At 61.6% G+C, this 17,601-nt stretch carries 17 protein-coding genes; 13 read left to right on the top strand and 4 right to left on the bottom strand.

Annotated features, from left to right (window positions below):
- Positions 1 to 9: 9 nt before the first annotated feature.
- Positions 10 to 1,269, top strand: coding sequence for a multifunctional CCA addition/repair protein (locus A9404_RS11840; protein WP_156521380.1), 1,260 nt, complete (start codon positions 10 to 12; stop codon positions 1,267 to 1,269).
- 183 nt (positions 1,270 to 1,452) lie between these two features.
- On the top strand, positions 1,453 to 1,971 hold the full coding sequence (locus tag A9404_RS11835; protein WP_082922946.1) for a phosphate-starvation-inducible PsiE family protein: 519 nt from the start codon (positions 1,453 to 1,455) through the stop codon (positions 1,969 to 1,971).
- Here the strand turns inward: A9404_RS11835 and A9404_RS11830 are convergent.
- The gene (locus A9404_RS11830; protein WP_066101910.1) at positions 1,968 to 2,348 is read right to left on the bottom strand and encodes a GNAT family N-acetyltransferase; all 381 of its coding nucleotides are present in this window, start codon (positions 2,346 to 2,348) and stop codon (positions 1,968 to 1,970) included. The two genes, A9404_RS11835 and A9404_RS11830, sit on opposite strands and share 4 nt — an antisense overlap.
- Positions 2,349 to 2,357: 9 nt before the next feature.
- On the bottom strand, positions 2,358 to 2,765 hold the full coding sequence (merR, locus tag A9404_RS11825) for an Hg(II)-responsive transcriptional regulator (protein WP_066101907.1): 408 nt from the start codon (positions 2,763 to 2,765) through the stop codon (positions 2,358 to 2,360).
- An 84-nt stretch (positions 2,766 to 2,849) separates the two neighbouring features.
- Here merR and merT point away from each other — a divergent pair, with 84 nt between their 5' ends.
- From merT to merA, 3 genes are all read left to right on the top strand, one after another.
- Positions 2,850 to 3,200 carry a mercuric ion transporter MerT gene (gene merT, locus A9404_RS11820; RefSeq protein WP_066101905.1) on the top strand — a complete coding sequence of 117 codons (351 nt, stop codon included), beginning with the start codon at positions 2,850 to 2,852 and terminating at the stop codon, positions 3,198 to 3,200.
- A gap of 21 nt (positions 3,201 to 3,221) precedes the next feature.
- Complete coding sequence (merP, locus tag A9404_RS11815; protein ID WP_066101902.1) at positions 3,222 to 3,497, top strand: mercury resistance system periplasmic binding protein MerP; 276 nt, start codon at positions 3,222 to 3,224, stop codon at positions 3,495 to 3,497.
- 147 nt (positions 3,498 to 3,644) lie between these two features.
- Positions 3,645 to 5,282, top strand: a complete 1,638-nt coding sequence (merA, locus tag A9404_RS11810) for a mercury(II) reductase (protein ID WP_066101900.1) — start codon at positions 3,645 to 3,647, stop codon at positions 5,280 to 5,282.
- Between the two features lie 21 nt (positions 5,283 to 5,303).
- Here merA and A9404_RS11805 read toward each other — a convergent pair whose 3' ends face one another.
- Positions 5,304 to 8,378: a DUF2339 domain-containing protein gene (locus tag A9404_RS11805; protein ID WP_066101898.1), complete on the bottom strand. Its 3,075-nt coding sequence runs from the start codon at positions 8,376 to 8,378 to the stop codon at positions 5,304 to 5,306.
- Between the two features lie 249 nt (positions 8,379 to 8,627).
- On the opposite strand from A9404_RS11805, the gene A9404_RS11800 reads away from it, so the two are divergent.
- From A9404_RS11800 to A9404_RS11775, 6 genes are all read left to right on the top strand, one after another.
- Positions 8,628 to 8,813: a tautomerase family protein gene (locus A9404_RS11800; protein WP_066101895.1), complete on the top strand. Its 186-nt coding sequence runs from the start codon at positions 8,628 to 8,630 to the stop codon at positions 8,811 to 8,813.
- Between the two features lie 305 nt (positions 8,814 to 9,118).
- Positions 9,119 to 10,048: a heme o synthase gene (gene cyoE, locus A9404_RS11795; RefSeq protein ID WP_066101892.1), complete on the top strand. Its 930-nt coding sequence runs from the start codon at positions 9,119 to 9,121 to the stop codon at positions 10,046 to 10,048.
- Positions 10,049 to 10,114: 66 nt separating this feature from the next.
- A complete protein-coding gene (cyoA, locus tag A9404_RS11790) occupies positions 10,115 to 11,146 on the top strand; it encodes a ubiquinol oxidase subunit II (protein ID WP_197490347.1) in 1,032 nt (343 codons plus the stop codon).
- 10 nt (positions 11,147 to 11,156) lie between these two features.
- Entirely contained in the window at positions 11,157 to 13,268 is a 2,112-nt protein-coding gene (locus A9404_RS11785) for a cbb3-type cytochrome c oxidase subunit I (protein WP_066101889.1), read from the top strand.
- Positions 13,265 to 13,903, top strand: coding sequence for a cytochrome c oxidase subunit 3 (locus A9404_RS11780; RefSeq protein ID WP_066101886.1), 639 nt, complete (start codon positions 13,265 to 13,267; stop codon positions 13,901 to 13,903). The genes A9404_RS11785 and A9404_RS11780 overlap by 4 nt, the downstream gene beginning before the upstream one ends.
- The gene (locus A9404_RS11775) at positions 13,900 to 14,220 is read left to right on the top strand and encodes a cytochrome o ubiquinol oxidase subunit IV (RefSeq protein WP_066101883.1); all 321 of its coding nucleotides are present in this window, start codon (positions 13,900 to 13,902) and stop codon (positions 14,218 to 14,220) included. The genes A9404_RS11780 and A9404_RS11775 overlap by 4 nt, the downstream gene beginning before the upstream one ends.
- A gap of 16 nt (positions 14,221 to 14,236) precedes the next feature.
- On the opposite strand, the gene A9404_RS11770 is transcribed toward A9404_RS11775, so the two are convergent.
- Positions 14,237 to 16,288, bottom strand: a complete 2,052-nt coding sequence (locus A9404_RS11770) for a right-handed parallel beta-helix repeat-containing protein (protein WP_066101880.1) — start codon at positions 16,286 to 16,288, stop codon at positions 14,237 to 14,239.
- Between the two features lie 275 nt (positions 16,289 to 16,563).
- Here A9404_RS11770 and A9404_RS13725 point away from each other — a divergent pair, with 275 nt between their 5' ends.
- The gene (locus tag A9404_RS13725; protein WP_407645307.1) at positions 16,564 to 17,112 is read left to right on the top strand and encodes a DUF3644 domain-containing protein; all 549 of its coding nucleotides are present in this window, start codon (positions 16,564 to 16,566) and stop codon (positions 17,110 to 17,112) included.
- Positions 17,070 to 17,567 carry a hypothetical protein gene (locus tag A9404_RS13555; RefSeq protein WP_197490345.1) on the top strand — a complete coding sequence of 166 codons (498 nt, stop codon included), beginning with the start codon at positions 17,070 to 17,072 and terminating at the stop codon, positions 17,565 to 17,567. Before A9404_RS13725 ends, A9404_RS13555 begins: the two co-directional genes overlap by 43 nt.
- Positions 17,568 to 17,601: the final 34 nt, after the last annotated feature.

The raw sequence follows: 17,601 nt of genomic DNA, 5'->3' as shown, positions 1-17,601 counted from the left end.
GAACAGGATCTGAACTGCTACGTCGTGGGCGGTGCCGTGCGCGACCGCCTGCTGGGTCGGCCGGCCTCGGACCGGGACTGGGTCGTGGTCGGTAGCAGCCCCGAGGACATGCGCCGCCGCGGCTTCCGCCCGGTCGGCCAGGATTTTCCCGTCTTTCTGCACCCCGAAACCGGCGAGGAATATGCCCTCGCCCGCACCGAACGCAAGCAGGGGCGCGGTCATCAGGGCTTCGTGTTCCATGCTGCACCGGACGTGACGCTGGAAGACGACCTCCAGCGGCGCGACCTCACCATCAACGCACTTGCCCAGAAACAGGACGGCACCCTCGTCGATCCCTTCGGCTTCAAGGCGGACCTCGATGCCCGCATCCTCCGCCACGTCAGCCCCGCCTTCGCCGAAGACCCGCTGCGGGTTCTGCGCGTCGCCCGGTTCGCCGCCCAGTTGGCCGCCGAGGGCTTCGAACTCGCCGGGGAAACCCGAGACCTCATGACGGCGATGACCGCCTCGGGCGAACTCGACGACCTGACCGCCGAACGGGTCTGGCAGGAAACCCGCAAGGCACTCGCCAGCCCGAACCCGGCCCGCTACTTCGAGATCCTGCGCACGGTCGGCGCGCTGAAGGTCCTGTTCCCCGAAGTCGATGCCCTGTTCGGCGTGCCGCAACCGGCCCACTACCACCCGGAAATCGACTCGGGCATCCACACCCTGCTGGCCCTCACGGCCGCCGTGGGCCTGAACAATGACGTGGGTCAGGACGTGGCCGTCCGGTTTGCCGTGCTCTGCCACGATCTGGGCAAGGCGCTCACCCCGCCCGAGGAATGGCCGCGCCACATCGGGCACGAACAGCGCGGCGTGGCACCGACCCGCGCCCTCTGCGCGCGCCTGAAGGTGCCCCGGGCCGTGAAGGAACTGGCCGTGCTCACCACGGCACAGCACGGCCGGGTGCATGCCGCGATGGAAATGCGCCCCGCCACCCTCCTCGACCTCATCGAAAGCCTCGACGGCCTGCGCCGCCCCGAGCGCATGGCCGACGTGCTGACCGCCTGCCATGCCGACGCCCGCGGCCGGCTGGGCTCGGAAACCTGCGACTATCCCCAGGCGGATCGGGTACGCGCTGCCGCCGACATCGCCCGCGGCATTTCCCCGGCACCGTTTCTCGAACGGGGTCTCACGGGCGTGCAACTTGGCGAAGCGCTCCGGCGGGCACGGATCCAGGCAATCAAGCAGGCCTTGGCCGAAAGCCAACCGAACGCTCAAACTGCTGAATAAACCTCCGATCGATCCCGAGCCGACACAGAACGTGGGCGCCATCGGCGCTCTGGATCTCTGAAGCTAGCACGATCATGTCTGACGACATGCCCCTTGATTTCACGGTGACCAACCCTACCTCTGCGACCGAATACCGCTTCGCTACTTTGGGGTATCCGTATCAGAACAGGAGGCACAAACACCATGAGCATGATCTCTCGTCGCAGCCACCCCAGGCAAACCGATATCCGGCGATACTGGTCGGTGATGAATCTGCCGGAACGATTCGAGCAGGTGGTAGCGACCGTGCTCGGACTCGTCATTGCGCTCATCATCATGATGGCCCTGTGGGAGTTGATGAAAGAGGTTTACCAATACCTGTTCGTTCAACATGCGGAGGTTTTGAGCCATCGCAACTTCCAAACGCTCTTCGGCAGCATCATGACCCTGCTGATCGCCATGGAGTTTCAGCATTCGATCATCAAGGTGATCGAACGACGCGAACATATCATTCAGACGAAAATCGTCATCCTGATCGCCATGCTGGCCGTGACCCGCAAGTTCATCATTCTCGATTATGCGGATCTCGACCCCATGACGATCGTCGCGCTTGCCGCCGGCATCCTGGCCCTAGGACTGGTTTTCTGGCTCATCGACCAGCGGGAGCAACGACTCGATTCAATGGACGCCGCAAGCGACGGCGCCCACCGCGACGGACGTTAATCGCCGCGGCGCTTCAAGGAAGCGATCCATGGGCGGGATACTTCCGAACCAACGGCGAACCGACAAGCAGAGACAACACGAAGCCCCGAAAAACTCGCCCAGACCTCCGCGTCGCGGGCCATGGAGTCCGCCCCCCTGAACGCAGCACATGCAATCCAACCAACCACCTGCTCGGAATGCTTGGCCACAAGAAGTGCCGGTAATTCCCCCGCGACGACCGACAGCCAATAATGGCGTCGCTTCTCGACAGACTGTTTGGCAAGAAATTCGGACGGAACGATATCCCTGTAAGCGGTCTGCCAGGCAGCGACATGGATCCGCGCAATCTCTGCCGTATCCTCCGGTCGCGCGCGCAGAATCGTAAGAACATGATTCACGCCGGAAACTCAACGCTTCAAGGAAGCGATCAACGGGCAGGAGACCTCGGCGTTACCGGCGGTCTGACAAGCCGTCACCAATTGCACCAACGCGGTTTCCATCCGGGTCAGATCGGCCAGTTTTTCCCGAACCATCCCCAGTTTGTATTCGGCGAGATGCCGGGCCTGCTCGCAATCGGCACACTGGTCGAGCCGCAGCAGATCGGCCACCTCGTCCAGACTGAACCCCAGGCGCTGCGCAGACTTCACGAACTGCACGCGCGCCACATCGGTATCCGCGTACCGGCGGATGCTGCCATAGGGCTTGTCCGGCTCGGCCAGCAGCCCCTTACGCTGATAGAAGCGGATGGTTTCGACATTCACGCCGGCCCTCTTGGCCAGCACACCGATCGTGATCGAGACATCAGTTTTGGTCATCGCATTTGACTCCGTACCTGAGTACAGCAGTAAGGTTAGCCTGTTGCAGAGTATTTCGCTAAATTTGTCGAAAGGAGAAAAGTCATGAATCCATCGAAACAAGGGCGTGGTGCCCTACTGGCCGGCGGTGTCGCCGCGATTCTCGCCTCCACCTGTTGCCTGGGTCCGCTGATTCTGCTGGCACTCGGATTTTCCGGCGCTTGGATCGGCAACCTGACGGTATTGGAACCCTACCGGCCGATCTTCATCGGCATCGCGCTCGTCGCCCTGTTCTTTGCCTGGCGGCGCGTCTATCGCCCCGTCACGGCCTGCAAGCCCGGCGAAGTCTGCGCCATCCCCACGGTTCGCACCAGCTATAAGCTGCTGTTCTGGATCGTCGCCCTACTCGTCCTCATTGCGCTGACCTTCCCGTATATCGCGCCGCTGTTTTATTGATCCCCACATCTGGAGTCCATCATGAAAAAAATCCTCGCTGTTCTTCTGCTGACGTTCGTTTCCTTACCGACCTGGGCAGCCACCCAGACTGTCACGCTATCCGTGCCGGGCATGTACTGCCCCGTCTGCCCGATCACCGTCAAGAAGGCGTTGACGGCGGTCAAGGGCGTCAGCAAGGTCAAGGTCGACTTCGATTTTCGTGAAGCAACCGTCACCTACGATGACGCCCAAACGAACGTCGCTGCCCTGATCAAGGCAACCACCGATGCGGGCTATCCGTCCGAAGTCCAGAAATAAACGTTGCCGGAACGGTTGATCCGATCAGTCCGGGGAACGGGCGAATGATATCCGTGAGGAATCAGTCACGCACCGACCACGGCCCCCTTATCCAAAAAGGAAAGGCGGCGCCAAAGCCGACCTTCTCCCGCTCCAGAGGACGCCCCCATGATTACCCTCAAAATCGACGGCATGACCTGCCCCTCCTGCGCCACCCATATCCACGACACCCTGATCCAGATGCCGGGCGTCGAAACGGCCGATGTGTCGTATCCTGCCGGTCTGGCTAAAGTCACGGCCAAGAACGAACAGGATACCGAACGCCTGATCGCCGCCATCAACGACTTAGGCTATCGCGCGACCCTGGATGCGCCATCCGCCACGGACGCACCGGATACCCCACCGGCTAGCGGCGTGCATATCGCCGTGATCGGCAGTGGCGGTGGGGCAATGGCCGCCGCACTCAAAGCCGTGGAACGCGGCGCACGGGTCACGCTGATGGAACGCGGCACCATCGGCGGCACCTGCGTGAATATCGGCTGCGTCCCCTCCAAAATCCTGATTCGCGCGGCGCACGTAGCCCACATGCGCCGCCACAGCCCCTTCGACAACGGGATCACCGCCACCGCAACGGCGGTGAATCAGCGCACCCTCCATGCCCAACAACAAGCGCGGGTCGACGAACTCCGTCACGCCAAATACGAAAACATCCTGGAAAAAACCCCGGCCATCCGGGTGGTTAAGGGCGAAGCCCGCTTCCAGGATGCGCACAGTCTGGTCGTGGATCTGGCCGAAGGGGGCCGCGAAACGGTGACCTTCGACCGCTGCCTGATCGCCACCGGCGCGCGGGCGTCCGTACCGGCCATCGATGGGCTGGCGGCCACACCCTATTGGACATCCACCGAAGCGCTCGCCAGCGACACAATCCCAGCCCGTCTCATCGTCATCGGCTCCTCCGTCGTCGCGGTGGAACTGGCGCAGGCCTTCGCCCGACTGGGCAGTCAGGTCAGCATCCTGGCGCGCGACACCCTATTCAGCCACGACGACCCGGCCATCGGCGAATCCCTGACCGAAGCCTTCCGTAGCGAAGGCATCGACGTGCGGGAACAAACCCAAACTCAATCCGTCGCCTACGATCAGGGCGTCTTCACCCTGCAAACCAATCAAGGCGCGATCGAAGCCGAGCAGGTCTTGATCGCCACCGGTCGCACCGCCAACACGGACCGCCTGAACCTGAATGCCGCAGGCATCCACCATGATCGCCAGGGCCGAATTACCATTGATGCCGGGATGCGCACGAACGTCGCCCACATCTTTGCGGCGGGCGATTGCACCGATAAGCCCCAGTTCGTCTATGTGGCAGCGGCAGGCGGCACCCGGGCGGCCATCAATATGACCGGCGGCGAAGCGACGCTCGACCTCACCACCATGCCCGCCGTCGTCTTCAGCGACCCGCAGATCGCCACAGTCGGCCTGACCGAAGCCCAGGCGCAAGTACAGGGCATCGAAACCGAAAGCCGAACGCTCACCCTCGACAACGTGCCCCGTGCACTGGCCAACTTCGAAACCCAGGGATTCATCAAACTCGTCGCGGATGCCAAAACCGGGCGGTTGCTGGGGGTTCAGGCCGTAGCCGGAGAAGCGGGCGAACTGATTCAGACCGCCGCGCTGGCGATCCGCGCCCGCATGACGGTGCAGGAACTGGCCGACCAGCTCTTTCCCTACCTCACGATGGTCGAAGGCATCAAGCTCGCCGCCCAGACCTTCTCGAAGGACGTATCGATGCTGTCCTGCTGCGCGGGTTAGCACCCACCACACAACGCGCCATCAGGAGGCACCACCCCGATCACCTTGATCGCCGAGGGCACCCTCTTGACTATCCTTCTGGACATTCCCATGGGCGGCTGCTGGATCGTGTGCAGGTAAACCCGACCCCGCCGCTGCCGATTCGGGCATCGCATCCTCCGGCATTTGCCGGGCCGGAATCGGCGCCACATACCCCGCCAGCAGGAGCAGCACGCCAACGCCGACGAACGACACGATCCGCGCAAGGGTATCGCTGCCCGATAGATCCACCAGGAACAGCTTGAGCACCACGACGCCCAGCAGCGCGGCGGCCACCAGCCACAGAGGACGGCGCCCCCACCGGCTCGCCAGCAGGATCAGCACCAGCCCGAGCACGGCCCAGGCAATCGAGTAGGTCGTCTGCGCCAGGGCGGAATGGGCGAAGGTGTTGGGGCTCAGCGGCAGCGCCGCGAAGGCGTTCAGGCTGCGCGCCAGCACCGCATTGAGCCAGAGGAAGGCCACACCGCCCATCACCCAAAGCATCCCCTGCTGAACGCGATCCCGGCGGACGATTCCTTCGGGCAGCCCATCGTCGCCCAACCGGCGATGTTGGAACACGGCCCAGAACACGACGGCCGTCACGAGATCCACGCCGTTGAGCAGCGGCAGATAGCCCCAATGCCCCGGGGCTGACCAGCCCTGCCCCAGGGCACTATCGAACAGGCGCAGGCCATGCGTGCCGACGAGCCATAGCAGCAGATAGGCAGCAAGGATCAGCCCGACCCAGCCCCGGTAGGTGGCGGCGTGACCGAAGCGATCGCCGAAAGGCCAATGCCCTGCGCGATCCACCCAGACCAGCACCAGGGCCGGAACCAACCCCCAGCCCAGAGCCTCCCAGGCGCCGGGGGCGGCAATCTCCGTCAGTCGCCCATGAGCGCTCAGGCTCAGATCGAGATTCAGGCCGAACAGCAGGAGATAGAGCGACCAGACCAGCTGGGCGGCGAGCAGCGCCGTGAAGAGCCCGAGCCCGACGCCATGCACGCCCTCGACCAGGGCAACGGGTTCGTCGCGCCGCTCGTGCCAACCCAGCAGGCCGTACGCCACGCCGAATGCCAGAGGCCAGGCCAGCCACCCTCCGTCGTAGAAGGGATAAGGACCGGCCAGCAGCACCTCGATCCCCAGCAACAGCATGAAGCCCATCTGTGCAGCGGGAATGAAGTCCAGCACGGCCCAGTCGCGAATGCGCAGCCGCAGGCCATCGGCCACCAGCAACGACAGGGAGGCGAATACCAGCCAGGGCACGAACGGCTGCACGAAATCGAGCCGGCTTTCCGCCAGTTCGTAGAAGCCCACCCCGAACCACCAGCAAAGGCCCCAGGCAAACAGCGCCAGACTGCCCCGATATGTCCGCAGCAGATAGGCGCTGAACAGCCCCGCCAGCGCAATCAGGGCACCGCTCAGGAACATCGCATCCAGCAACGGCAGTGCCGGGTTCCGGCCGGGGGGATCGTCGCCGAAGGCCACCCCGGCCCCGAACTGCAACAGCAAACCGAACACCACCGGCAGGGTCTTGCCCTGACGCAGGCCGATCCACAGCATCGCCGCGCCTTCCAGCGCCCAGGTCGTGCTCGTCCACTGCCCATCGAACGCAAACGGCACGGCCAGCGAGACGAAGCCAATACCCAAGGCCAGAAACGCATCGGTCAGCAGCCGGTAATCATCCCCAAAACGGCGACGCAGGCCGGTGACGAGCAGCAGATACCCCGCCCCCAGCACAAAGGCGCTCCACGCCACCCCGTATGCGAAATGCTGCACCAGGGCCACCTGCAGGCCGAAGCCCACGAGCGGCGGGCCGAAGACGAGGCTCGTCTGCACGTAATCCTCGTGCGCCGCCCACTGGCGCCGTGCGAACAGGATCGCCGTGACCAGGAAAATCACGAAAAAGCCGATCAGGAAGGGTTCCGTCGAGGCGAACAGCTCGGGGCGATATTTCAGCACCCCCCACACCGTGCCGATCACGAAGGTGAACACGAACCCGAGCAGATTCAGTTCCCGCCAGGCCTTGAACCAGGCCACCAGCACGATGCCCACGTCCAGCAGCAGGTAGAATGTGAACAGTTCCACATGGCGACCGCTGTTGCTACCCGTGAGGATCGGTGCGAGAAAACCGCCCACGACGCCCAGCACCGCCAGGCTGCGCGCATCCTGCACCACCGCCAGCGCGGCGGCCAGAATCACCACACCCATCATCAATGGCAGAGCGACCGTGGCGGGCAGCAGCCCATAGAGCCGGAAGGCGGCGAACAACACCAGATACAGAATGCCGATCCCACCCCCCTGAAGCACCAGCGCATAACCGCTAGGCCCTTCGCGCAGTCGCCAGCCAATGCCGAGGAGCACCAGCCCGCCGATCCCCACCAGCGTCAGACGAAGACCGATCGGGAACAGGTTCTGATCGGCGGCATACTTCAGCAAAAAGGCCAGACCGAAAAACAGCACAATCACGCCGATCTTGGCGACCACATTGCCTTCGGTCAGAAAGCGATATACTGCAGACAGAGCCTGGGACAGGCCATCGGGCGCCGTATCCCGGTCGACGGATGAGGGCGCGCCCCAGACCGGACCAGATTCCGATCCGGAACCGGCAGCCTCCTGCGGAAACGGAATCTTCTGAGCAGACACGGTTGGGGAAATACCGGACGCGCTCTCGACGGAGGGTACGGCAGCACGGGCCGTGGCTAGCGTCGGTTCGGGCGTCATCGCAGACAGGGAGGATCCCTCAGGCAGCGAACCGACCACCGGCATCGGTTCAGGCACCGGCTCTGGGGTAGATTCCGGCCCTGGTTCGGGTGAACGAGCCGAAGAAGATGCGGGGACCATACCCGGCGCCTCGGGTGCTGTGGACCGGGATACGGCGGCGGCCGGCGGCGTCTGCTGCAACAACTGGCGCAGATCCTTGCGCAGCAGGGTCTGATCCGCGATCAGCGCCCGCACCTGCCGATTCAGGCGACTCACCTGCCCCAGCAAAAAGCCGATCAGTGCGCCGGTCGTGGCACCCCAGACTCCGGCCCAGGCCATGCCCAGAATCAACCCCACCAGCGTGAGCGTTATCGTCATCGTCTGCTCTCCTTCAGATCAAGGCGTTCCTTCGCAGGGTACCAACGGCCGCCAACCCCCTTCCGCCAGCCCGCCACCAGCATATCGCGACGCGACCGATTGCGCAGTCGATTGCGCGGTCGATTGCTCAGATACCTGAAGAGCGAAGACGGAGGGATAATGCCCGCTGCTCGGTCCTGTCGGCGTTACCCCGAACCCCGGTGGAAAACTGCCCGACCCGCCATCACCCCATCAGCGAGGAGTCCCATTATGCCCGTCGTCACCATCAAGCTTGCCGGCAACCTGACCCGCGAACAGAAAAGGCAGATCGCCCAGGAAGTCACGAACACCCTGGAACGCGTCGCCAACAAACCGAAGGAGTACGTCTACATCAATTTCGACGCCCAACCCGACGAGGACTGGGCCATTGCCGGTCAATTGCTGGACGAGGAGTGACCCGCCGCCCCGAACAGACTCGGGGCCATGAATCGCCCGGCGCAAGGCCAGCAACAGCGCCGGAAAAAACCTTCGACCGATTTTCCCCTGGCCCGAGAATGGATTTGACAAGCATCGTTCGCCCGACTAATTGGTTAACTGTTCCTGAATTTTGCATCTTGGCCAACATATCGGCCTGATAACTGGCCTGATAACGCCGGCCCGGGCTCGTTTTGGTCCCGATGCAGGGACTCATCGGCCGCCACAGCGATTGGCCGACGCGATCATTCGAAGCAGTACACCCAAAAACCGACAGGCGGCATGCTATGGATCACGCGCACCCCCTTCGACCCATTGTTCACCGGCCATCGTTACAGCGTCTGCGGCGCTATCTGGGCCTGACCAAACCCGGCATCATCCTGGGCAACGGGATCGCCGCCCTCGGCGGATTCCTTCTGGCTGCCCGGGGCGAAATCGATCCGGCCTACCTCATGCTGACCCTGCTCGGTATCGGGCTGGTCGTCGCCTCGGGATGCGTACTCAACAACGTCATCGACCGCGACATCGACCGACTCATGGTTCGGACGCGCCAGCGAGCCATGGCGCGGGGCGAGATCGCCCCGGGGTCGGCGTTCCTGTACGCCCTGGTCCTCGGTACGACGGGGCTCGGCCTGCTCCTCGCCCAGACCAACACCCTCACCTTCCTCGTCGTGCTGGCGGGCCTGATCGTGTACGTCGGCCCCTACAGTCTGCGCACCAAGCGGCAGTCCGTTCATGGCACGCTGGTCGGCAGTCTGGCGGGCGCGACGCCGGCCCTCGCCGGCTATACCGCCGTGCATGGTCAGATCGACGCAGGGGCGGTGCTGCTGTTTCTGATGTTCTGTCTCTGGCAGGTACCCCACTCGTACGCCATCGCCATGCACCGTTCGACGGATTTCCGGACTGCCGGCATTCCCCTCGCCCCCCTGCGCCTGGGGGCGTCGGCCGCCCGTCGGCAGATCTTTGCCTACGTGGCTGCCTTCACCGCCGTCGCCGCGTCGATGACCTTCACGGGGTACACCGGGGCAGGCTATCTCCTGGTCATCGGGGCCATCGGCGCGTACTGGCTGCTGCTCGCCGCGCAGGGGTTCGATCCCGAAGACGAAACCGGGTTGCGCACCTGGGCGCGGCGCCAGTTCACCTTCTCGGTGCTGGCGATCAGTCTCGTCAGCCTCATGTTGGCCATCAACTACGTACCCCGCGCGCATTTCGGGTAGGGAGGGATCGTCATGCCGCTGAAGCCGCGTCGAAACAGCCATCACGAACGCCACCGGGGAAGCCCCATGAAACCCGATACGCACCCGCCACGGCGTCCCGCAGCGCCCATCCTGCATCGCATCGGCCTTGGGGTGATCTCGATACTCGCATTGCTGGCCATCTCCGCCCTGTCCGCCGAGGCCTGGGCCTATCCGATGACGAGTTTTCTCGACCCGGCCGGCCCGGTGGCCGCCGCGCAGAAGGATCACTTCATCTGGGTGACCCTGATCACCCTGATCGTGGTACTCCCCGCCATCATCCTCACGCCCTATCTCGCCTGGCGCTATCGCTACGGCGCGAAAAAGGCCGAATACCGCCCCAAATGGGAATTTTCCTGGGTACTGGAAATCCTGATCTGGGGCATCCCGGCGATCATCGTGGTGATTCTCGGCATCTATCTCTGGACCAGCACCCATCAGCTCGATCCCTACCGCCCGATCGCGGGGACGCAAAAACCCCTGCGCATCGACGTGGTGGGCCTGAACTGGAAATGGCTGTTCATCTACCCCGACGAAGGCATTGCCACCGTTGGCGAAATGGCCCTGCCGGTGGGTCGTCCCGTCGCCCTGCACCTCACCACCGACACCGTCATGCAGTCGTTCTGGATTCCGGCCCTTGGCAGCCAGATCTACGCCATGCCCGGCATGCGGACCAAACTTCACCTGCTGGCCGACAAACCGGGACAGTTCCGTGGCCTGAACACCCAGTTCAACGGCATGGGGTTCGAACACCAGCAATTCCTTGCCCTGGGCCTGAAGCCGGATGGGTTCGCGAACTGGGTTTCTCAGGTCAAGTCGCGAGGCGTCGCCCTGAACGCGCAGCGCTACGGCACGCTGGACAAGCAGTCCACCCGGGCGGAATCCTTCGCAGCCCTGGGCACACCGAAAATGCCCGCGAACATCCTCTATTTCTCCAGCGTCCCGCCGAACTTCTTCCGGGGCATCATCGCGCGTTACCTGTCCGGCCATGCGCTGTCGCCCGCCCAGCAGCCCGGCACCCAGGCCCATGGCGGACAGGAATCCCCAAGCCCCCAGGGCAAAACCGGTTTAGGCACCTGAGGTTCACAGCATGACGGCAAGCGATTTATGGCACCTTGTTTTCGGCCGACTGGGCCTGCACTCCCTGCCCTTCTGGGACATGATCCAGCACCCGACCGAAAACCACATCATCAACGGCATCATCGCCACGGGCGCCGCCTCCGTCGTGGTCATCGGGGCGTTGGTCACGGTGTTCCTGATCACGAAGTACCGAAAATGGGGGGTGCTCTGGTTCGACTGGCTGACCAGCGTCGACCACAAGAAAATCGGCATCATGTACATCGTGCTGGCCTTCGTGATGCTGGCCCGGGCGCTCATCGAAGCGGTGCTGATGCGCACCCAGCAGGCCGACGGACTGAACGGCGGGTTTCTCTCCGCCGATCATTTCGCCCAGCTGTTCAGCACCCACGGCACGATCATGATCTTCTTCATGGCGATGCCGTTCCTGACCGGCCTGATCAACTTCGTCATGCCCCAGCAGATCGGCGCGCGCGACGTCTCGTTCCCCATGATGAACTCCATCAGCCTGGGCCTCACGGCGGCCGGCGCCGGGCTGGTGATGATCTCACTCGTGCTCGGCAAGTTCGAAACCGGCGGCTGGACCGCCTACCCGCCCTATACCGAGGCCGCGTTCAGTCCGGGCCCGGGCGTCGACTACTGGATCTGGGCCATCACGCTGTCCTCGATCGGCACCACGATGACCGGCATCAACTTCGCCGTGACCATCTACAAGAAACGGGCACCGGGGATGACCCTGTTCCGCATGCCGCTGTTCACCTGGACGGCCCTGTGTACCGCAATCCTGATGATCTTCGCCATGCCGCCGCTCACGGCGGTAACGCTGATGCTCGCCCTGGATCGCTACCTGGATTTCCATTTCTTCACCAACGACCTTGGCGGCAACATGATGAACTACGCCAACCTGTTCTGGCTGTTCGGTCACCCCGAGGTATACATCCTGATCCTGCCTGCCTTCGGGGTATATTCCGAGGTATTCGCCACCTTCTCCGGCAAGCGGCTCTATGGCTACACCTCACTCGTGTACGCCACCATGGCGATCGCCGTCCTGTCCTTCACCGTGTGGTTGCACCATTTCTTCACCATGGGCCAGAGCGCGAACATCAACGCCGTCTTCGGGTTGATGACCATGGTCATCGGCATCCCCACCGGCGTGAAGATCTACGACTGGCTCCTGACCATGTATCGGGGCCGCGTCCGTCTGACCGTCCCGCTGATCTATGCCCTGGGTTTTTCGGTCCTGTTCGTCGTCGGCGGGCTGTCCGGCGTGCTGCTGGCCAACCCCTCCATCGACTTCCAGGTACACAACTCGCTGTTTCTGGTCGCCCATTTCCACAACATGCTGATCCCCGGCCTGCTGTTCGGCATGCTGGCCGGCTACCACTTCTGGTTTCCGAAGGCCATCGGCTTCCGACTGGACGAGCGCTGGGGCCGGATCGCGGCCTTCCTCTGGATCGGCGGCTTCGTTCTGGCCTTCTTTCCACTGTACGTCCTCGGCCTGCTGGGCATGACGCGGCGCACCGTGTCCTATTTCGATCCAGCCTACACGCCCTGGATGCTGGTCGCGGAAGTGGGCGCCCTCGTGCTCACCGCCGCCCTGACCGCCCTCGTGATCCAGCTCGTCGTCAGCATCCGCGATCGCAAGGCCAATGCGGTGCCGGTGGGCGACCCCTGGGACGGGCGCAGCCTCGAATGGGCCGTGGCCGCACCCAGCCCCGAGTGGAACTTCTCGGCCATTCCCACCGTGACGGACCGCGATCCGTTCATGGTGGCCAAGGGGCACCACACGGCCTATCAGGCCCCGCCGCGCTACGAGGACATCCCCATGCCGACCAACAGCGCCATGGGCATGGTCCTCTGCCTGGCCGGCGGCTTCCTGGGATTCGGCTTGGTGTGGCACATGTGGTGGCTGGCCCTGCTGAGTGCCGTCGCCATTCCCGTCGCGGTCATCGTCAAGAGCTTCGACACGCGCACCGAACGGATCATCCCCGCCGACGAGGTACGCCGGCAGCATGAAGCCTGGCTCGCGCGCGCTCGGGAAGCCACGCCGATCGACCGTCGCCACGAAACCGCACCGGAGAACCGGGGACTGGCGGACACCACCATCGCGGAGGCATCCACATGAGCGCAGGCAGCATCAATACCGAGGCACTGAAGCATCCGGGGATCAACCTCGGCGAAGCGCACGGCGAGGCGCACACCCAGGCGGAAGGCGTCGTATTCGGCTTCTGGGTGTTCCTGATGAGCGACTTGATTCTGTTCGGCCTGATGTTCGCCACCTACGCCACGATGGTGGGCCATACGGCGGGCGGGCCGGGGCCCAAGGACCTGTTCGATCTCAAGAGCATCTCGATCGAAACCCTGGCGCTGCTGGTCAGCAGCTTCACCTTCGGCATGGCCTCGCTGAATCTCAAGCATGGCGACCGGCGCCGGCCCGTCGTGCGGTGGTTGGTCGTGACCCTGCTGCTCGGTCTGGTCTTTCTCGGTCTGGAACTGCACGATTTCGCCAGCATGCTCGACCAGGGCGCCGGCCCCTGGCGCAGCGGCTTTCTTTCCGCCTTTTTCGGTCTCGTGCCCCTGCACGGGCTGCACGTCGCGACCGCCTCGGTCTGGCTGATCGTGATGCTGGTTCAGATGCGCGTTTTCGGGCTGACGCCAAGGGTCAAAACGCGCCTGCTCCGGCTCGGCCTGTTCTGGCACTTTCTCGACATCGTCTGGGTCGGGATCTTCTCCATCGTCTATCTGGCAGGGCTGTCATGAAACGAAACGTCGCTCAATATCGCTACGATCTGCGGATCTATCAATGGGGCTTGGGCCTCGCCCTGCTGCTCACCGCCATCCCCTTTGGTCTGGTGGCTTTCCATGGCGCCCCGCCGACAGTGCTGTACTGGACCATCGGTCTCCTCGGCCTCGTCCAGGTCGTCGTCCACTTCCGCTTCTTCCTGCACATCGATCTATCGAGCCAGAAGCGCGAAGACCTGCACCTGATCCTGTTCTCCGTCCTGCTGCTCGCGATCATGGCAGGCGGCACCATCTGGATCATGAACAATCTCGCCGATCGGATGATGCAGTTCTAGGCAGCCAACCGAGCGGCTACTGCGGCCCCGCGTTGTCGAGAATGTAGCTCGGCACGTCGGCGGCGGAGGTGATCCCGATATTCGCGATCGACACGTTGACCGGCTTCGGCGGATCGTAGCGGTTATGGCAGATCGCGTAGAAGGTGGTCGGGTCGCTGAAGTAGTTGTTGCTGAACTTCAGGTCGCCCACGGGCAGGCAACCGCCCATGTCCGCGCCGTAGGGCACCCAGTTCAGCAGGCACAGATCCTCCGTCAGCAGCGGCCCCTCGAACGAGGTGGGATAGCCGCAAGCCCCGAAATCCACCGTGCCCGTCGGGTCGTTCAGCGTCACGTTCTGCGTCAGGGTGATGAACTGCGAACCGCCGTCGGTATAGAAGATATTGCCGCCGGCGCCGGGGCGCTTGGACTCGGCGACGTTGCCCTGGATCAGCAACCCGTTGCCCATGCTCGTGCCCTGCGCACCATTGGTGTAGATCGCCCCGCCGTCCCACAGTTTTTCGAGAAAATGGCTAAACCGATTGGCGACGATCCGGTTGTTGCTCATGATCGTCGGAGTAGCGTGGGCACCCCACATGCCCGGCGTGGCATGGGGCAGACCGGGGTAGCCGCTCTGGTCGAACAAGCCCCAGCCCCAACCGATGGCCAGCCCGCTCCACGGGACGTGGCTGATCGCGTTATGGGCGATCACGGTGTCCTTGGCGAACCCGACATAGATGCCCGCCGTATCCCAGTAATCCACACCCGTATAGGCGATCGTATTGTTCTCCACCACGTTGCCGCTGTTGGCCGCCGCCGCATCCGGGCGCGCATCCTGCGCGGAAACCCCGCCGATCTGCACGGCGGACGAGGAAATATCGGTGAACCGGTTGCCCCGGATCGTATTGTTCTGGCTGCCCGTATCGAGCGACAGCGCCACGCCACCCAGATGCTTGAAGGTATTGCCGATAAAGTCGATATGCTGCGCGTAGCGCAAGGAAACATTGCCCGGCGTGGCATAGGTCACCGGCTGGTGGCCAATCAGATTCTTCTGATAACCGCTGCCGATCAGCCGGTTGCCGCTCTGGTCCGACATGTATCCATCGCCGGAATTCGGCTGCAACCAGGTCGCATAAGCAAACTCGAGGTTCCGGAACTGCAGATAGGCGACCGGCGCGGCCGAAGCCCCTTTGATCTGCAACAGTGACTCCAGCACCGGCAACGTGGCCGTTTGCGGTGGCGTGCCGGACGCCATCAGATAGGTGAGCGTCTTCGTATACGGGTCCAGGTACCACATATTCGGATCGGTCAGGAACTCCGGCGCGTTCTCCAGCCAGCTGAGCTGGTAGAAATTCCAGGGTGCGGGAAAGGTCTTGCCGTTGTCCCAACAGGGCTGGGCCATCACCAGCGTGCCCCCGTCGTCGCGGGCGACCGGGCAACGCATCATCTTCCACTGCGTCGTGCTCACGGCCTCGACCAGTTCCGGATGGGTGAGCGTCGGTACGCTGTGCACCGGCTTGTACCCCGCCGCCACCCAGCCATAGTCCGGGTTGATGGCCGAACTCGTGTTCGAGCGAGCCCGAATGGCCCGATGGTCGTCCACATAGAACTGGCGCGGCAGAATCCCGGCCGGCAGATCCGGCACCTGCGCCACGCAGCGACCGCCGCTGCACTGGAAATCATGGATATCCAGCCCGCCCGACAACACCACCGGCTGGGTACTGTTCGGCGCGGCCTGATAGACGATCTCCGCGCCCTTGGCACCGGAGTCGCCCGGGCCAAACACCAGCGGCGCCTTGAGGTGATACACCCCACCCGCAATATTCACCGCGATCTTGCACTGCCCCCGCAACCCACCATCGCGGATGGTCGCCTGCGCCTTCTGGATGGAGGCAAACGGATGCGCCGCACTGCCATCGCCCGTGTCGTCACTGCCCGTCGGCGAGACCCAGTAGGTCATACAGGCATCGGAAACCGCCGACTCGGAGCCAGAGTTACAGCCCTGCAAGGTGGGCAGGGCAAGAACCAGCGCGGCAAGTATCACGCCACGGGCAAAACGCCACCGAACGCTCAGTGCAAAAAATAAGGACATGGTGACTTCCTTGTGGGATTGTATTTATGCCCCTACTTAAAGGCAGGGGTCTATCGGTATTTGCAAGCTAACACAAACAATGGAGACCAGGGAGTGTCAAAGCTTATAGCGACGCAGATTGCTTTAGCACAAACCCCAAAAATATACATCTCAACATATTGATTCAACGAAAAAATGATGCAATGATCAAGAAAAACAAAAAGTCTAAGCAGGATCGGATTTATATCAAAGTGAAGCTCATACGACCCTTAGAGCCTCTCTTATTCTAGAGGAAAATGCAGAGGGCTATACTAATGCCAAAGAGAATTAGAAAAATAGGATCAGTAAAAATAGAACTTCTAACCAAGTCTAGAGAGTCTATGCTTACCGCAGTTCAAATATTTAACAACCCAAACGTCCAATTTAAATCAGAAAGCTTTATCGTATTGTCAAATATTGCCTGGACATACCTGCTTCATGCCTATTATCGGTCAAAGAACATAGATTATCGATACCACGAAATAAAACGATTAAGAAAAAAATTTCACAAAACAAAAATGGGCGCGTTCAAATACTGGGAGCTAGAAAAATGTTTAACTCACGACATTTGCCCTATCGACGACATAGTCAAAATAAATTTAAAATTTTTAATTGGATTACGTCATGAAATAGAGCATCAGATGACCACAAAGATAGACGACCATCTAAGTGCGCGATTCCAAGCCTGCTGCTTAAACTACAATGACAGCATAAAAAACTATTTGGAAAGGATTTCGGCATTGACAAGCACCTATCCTTTTCATTGCAGTTTTCTTCAATTAAAGAGGAACACGCACACCAACTAAAAGAGTTTTCAGACTTACCTAACAATATTTCAGCATACATTAACGCCTATGACTCAAATTTAGCAACAGATGAGTACAATGACCTCCGATACTCATATCGCGTCCTTTATGTTCCAAAATCAGCAAACAATAAAGGCCAAGCCGACAAGGTTATCGAATTCCTTCCCGCCAACTCCCCTGAAGCAGAGCTTCTTAACAAAGAGTACGTACTAATCAAGGAAAAAGAAAAACCAAAATTTCTACCAAGCAAAATAGTTGAATTAATGCAGAGCGATGGTTTCTTAAAGTTCAACCAACACAGCCATACGATCCTCTGGAAAAGCATGGATGCCAAAAACCCTGCACATGGACTTGGTACTCAAATCGCAAAAACATGGTATTGGTATGAGTCCTGGTTAAATGAAGTAAAAAAACACTGCCAAAAAAACAGCCAAGAATATGGCAAACAAATCTGACATCGGAACAGCTAAGAAAAATAATATTTGTAAC

Origin of the sequence: Halothiobacillus diazotrophicus, assembly GCF_001663815.1 — a bacterium.
GTDB classification, from domain to species: Bacteria; Pseudomonadota; Gammaproteobacteria; order Halothiobacillales; family Halothiobacillaceae; genus Halothiobacillus; species Halothiobacillus diazotrophicus.
The sequence above is the reverse complement of the archived record's forward strand: the minus strand, read 5'-3'. Positions and strand labels throughout refer to the sequence as shown.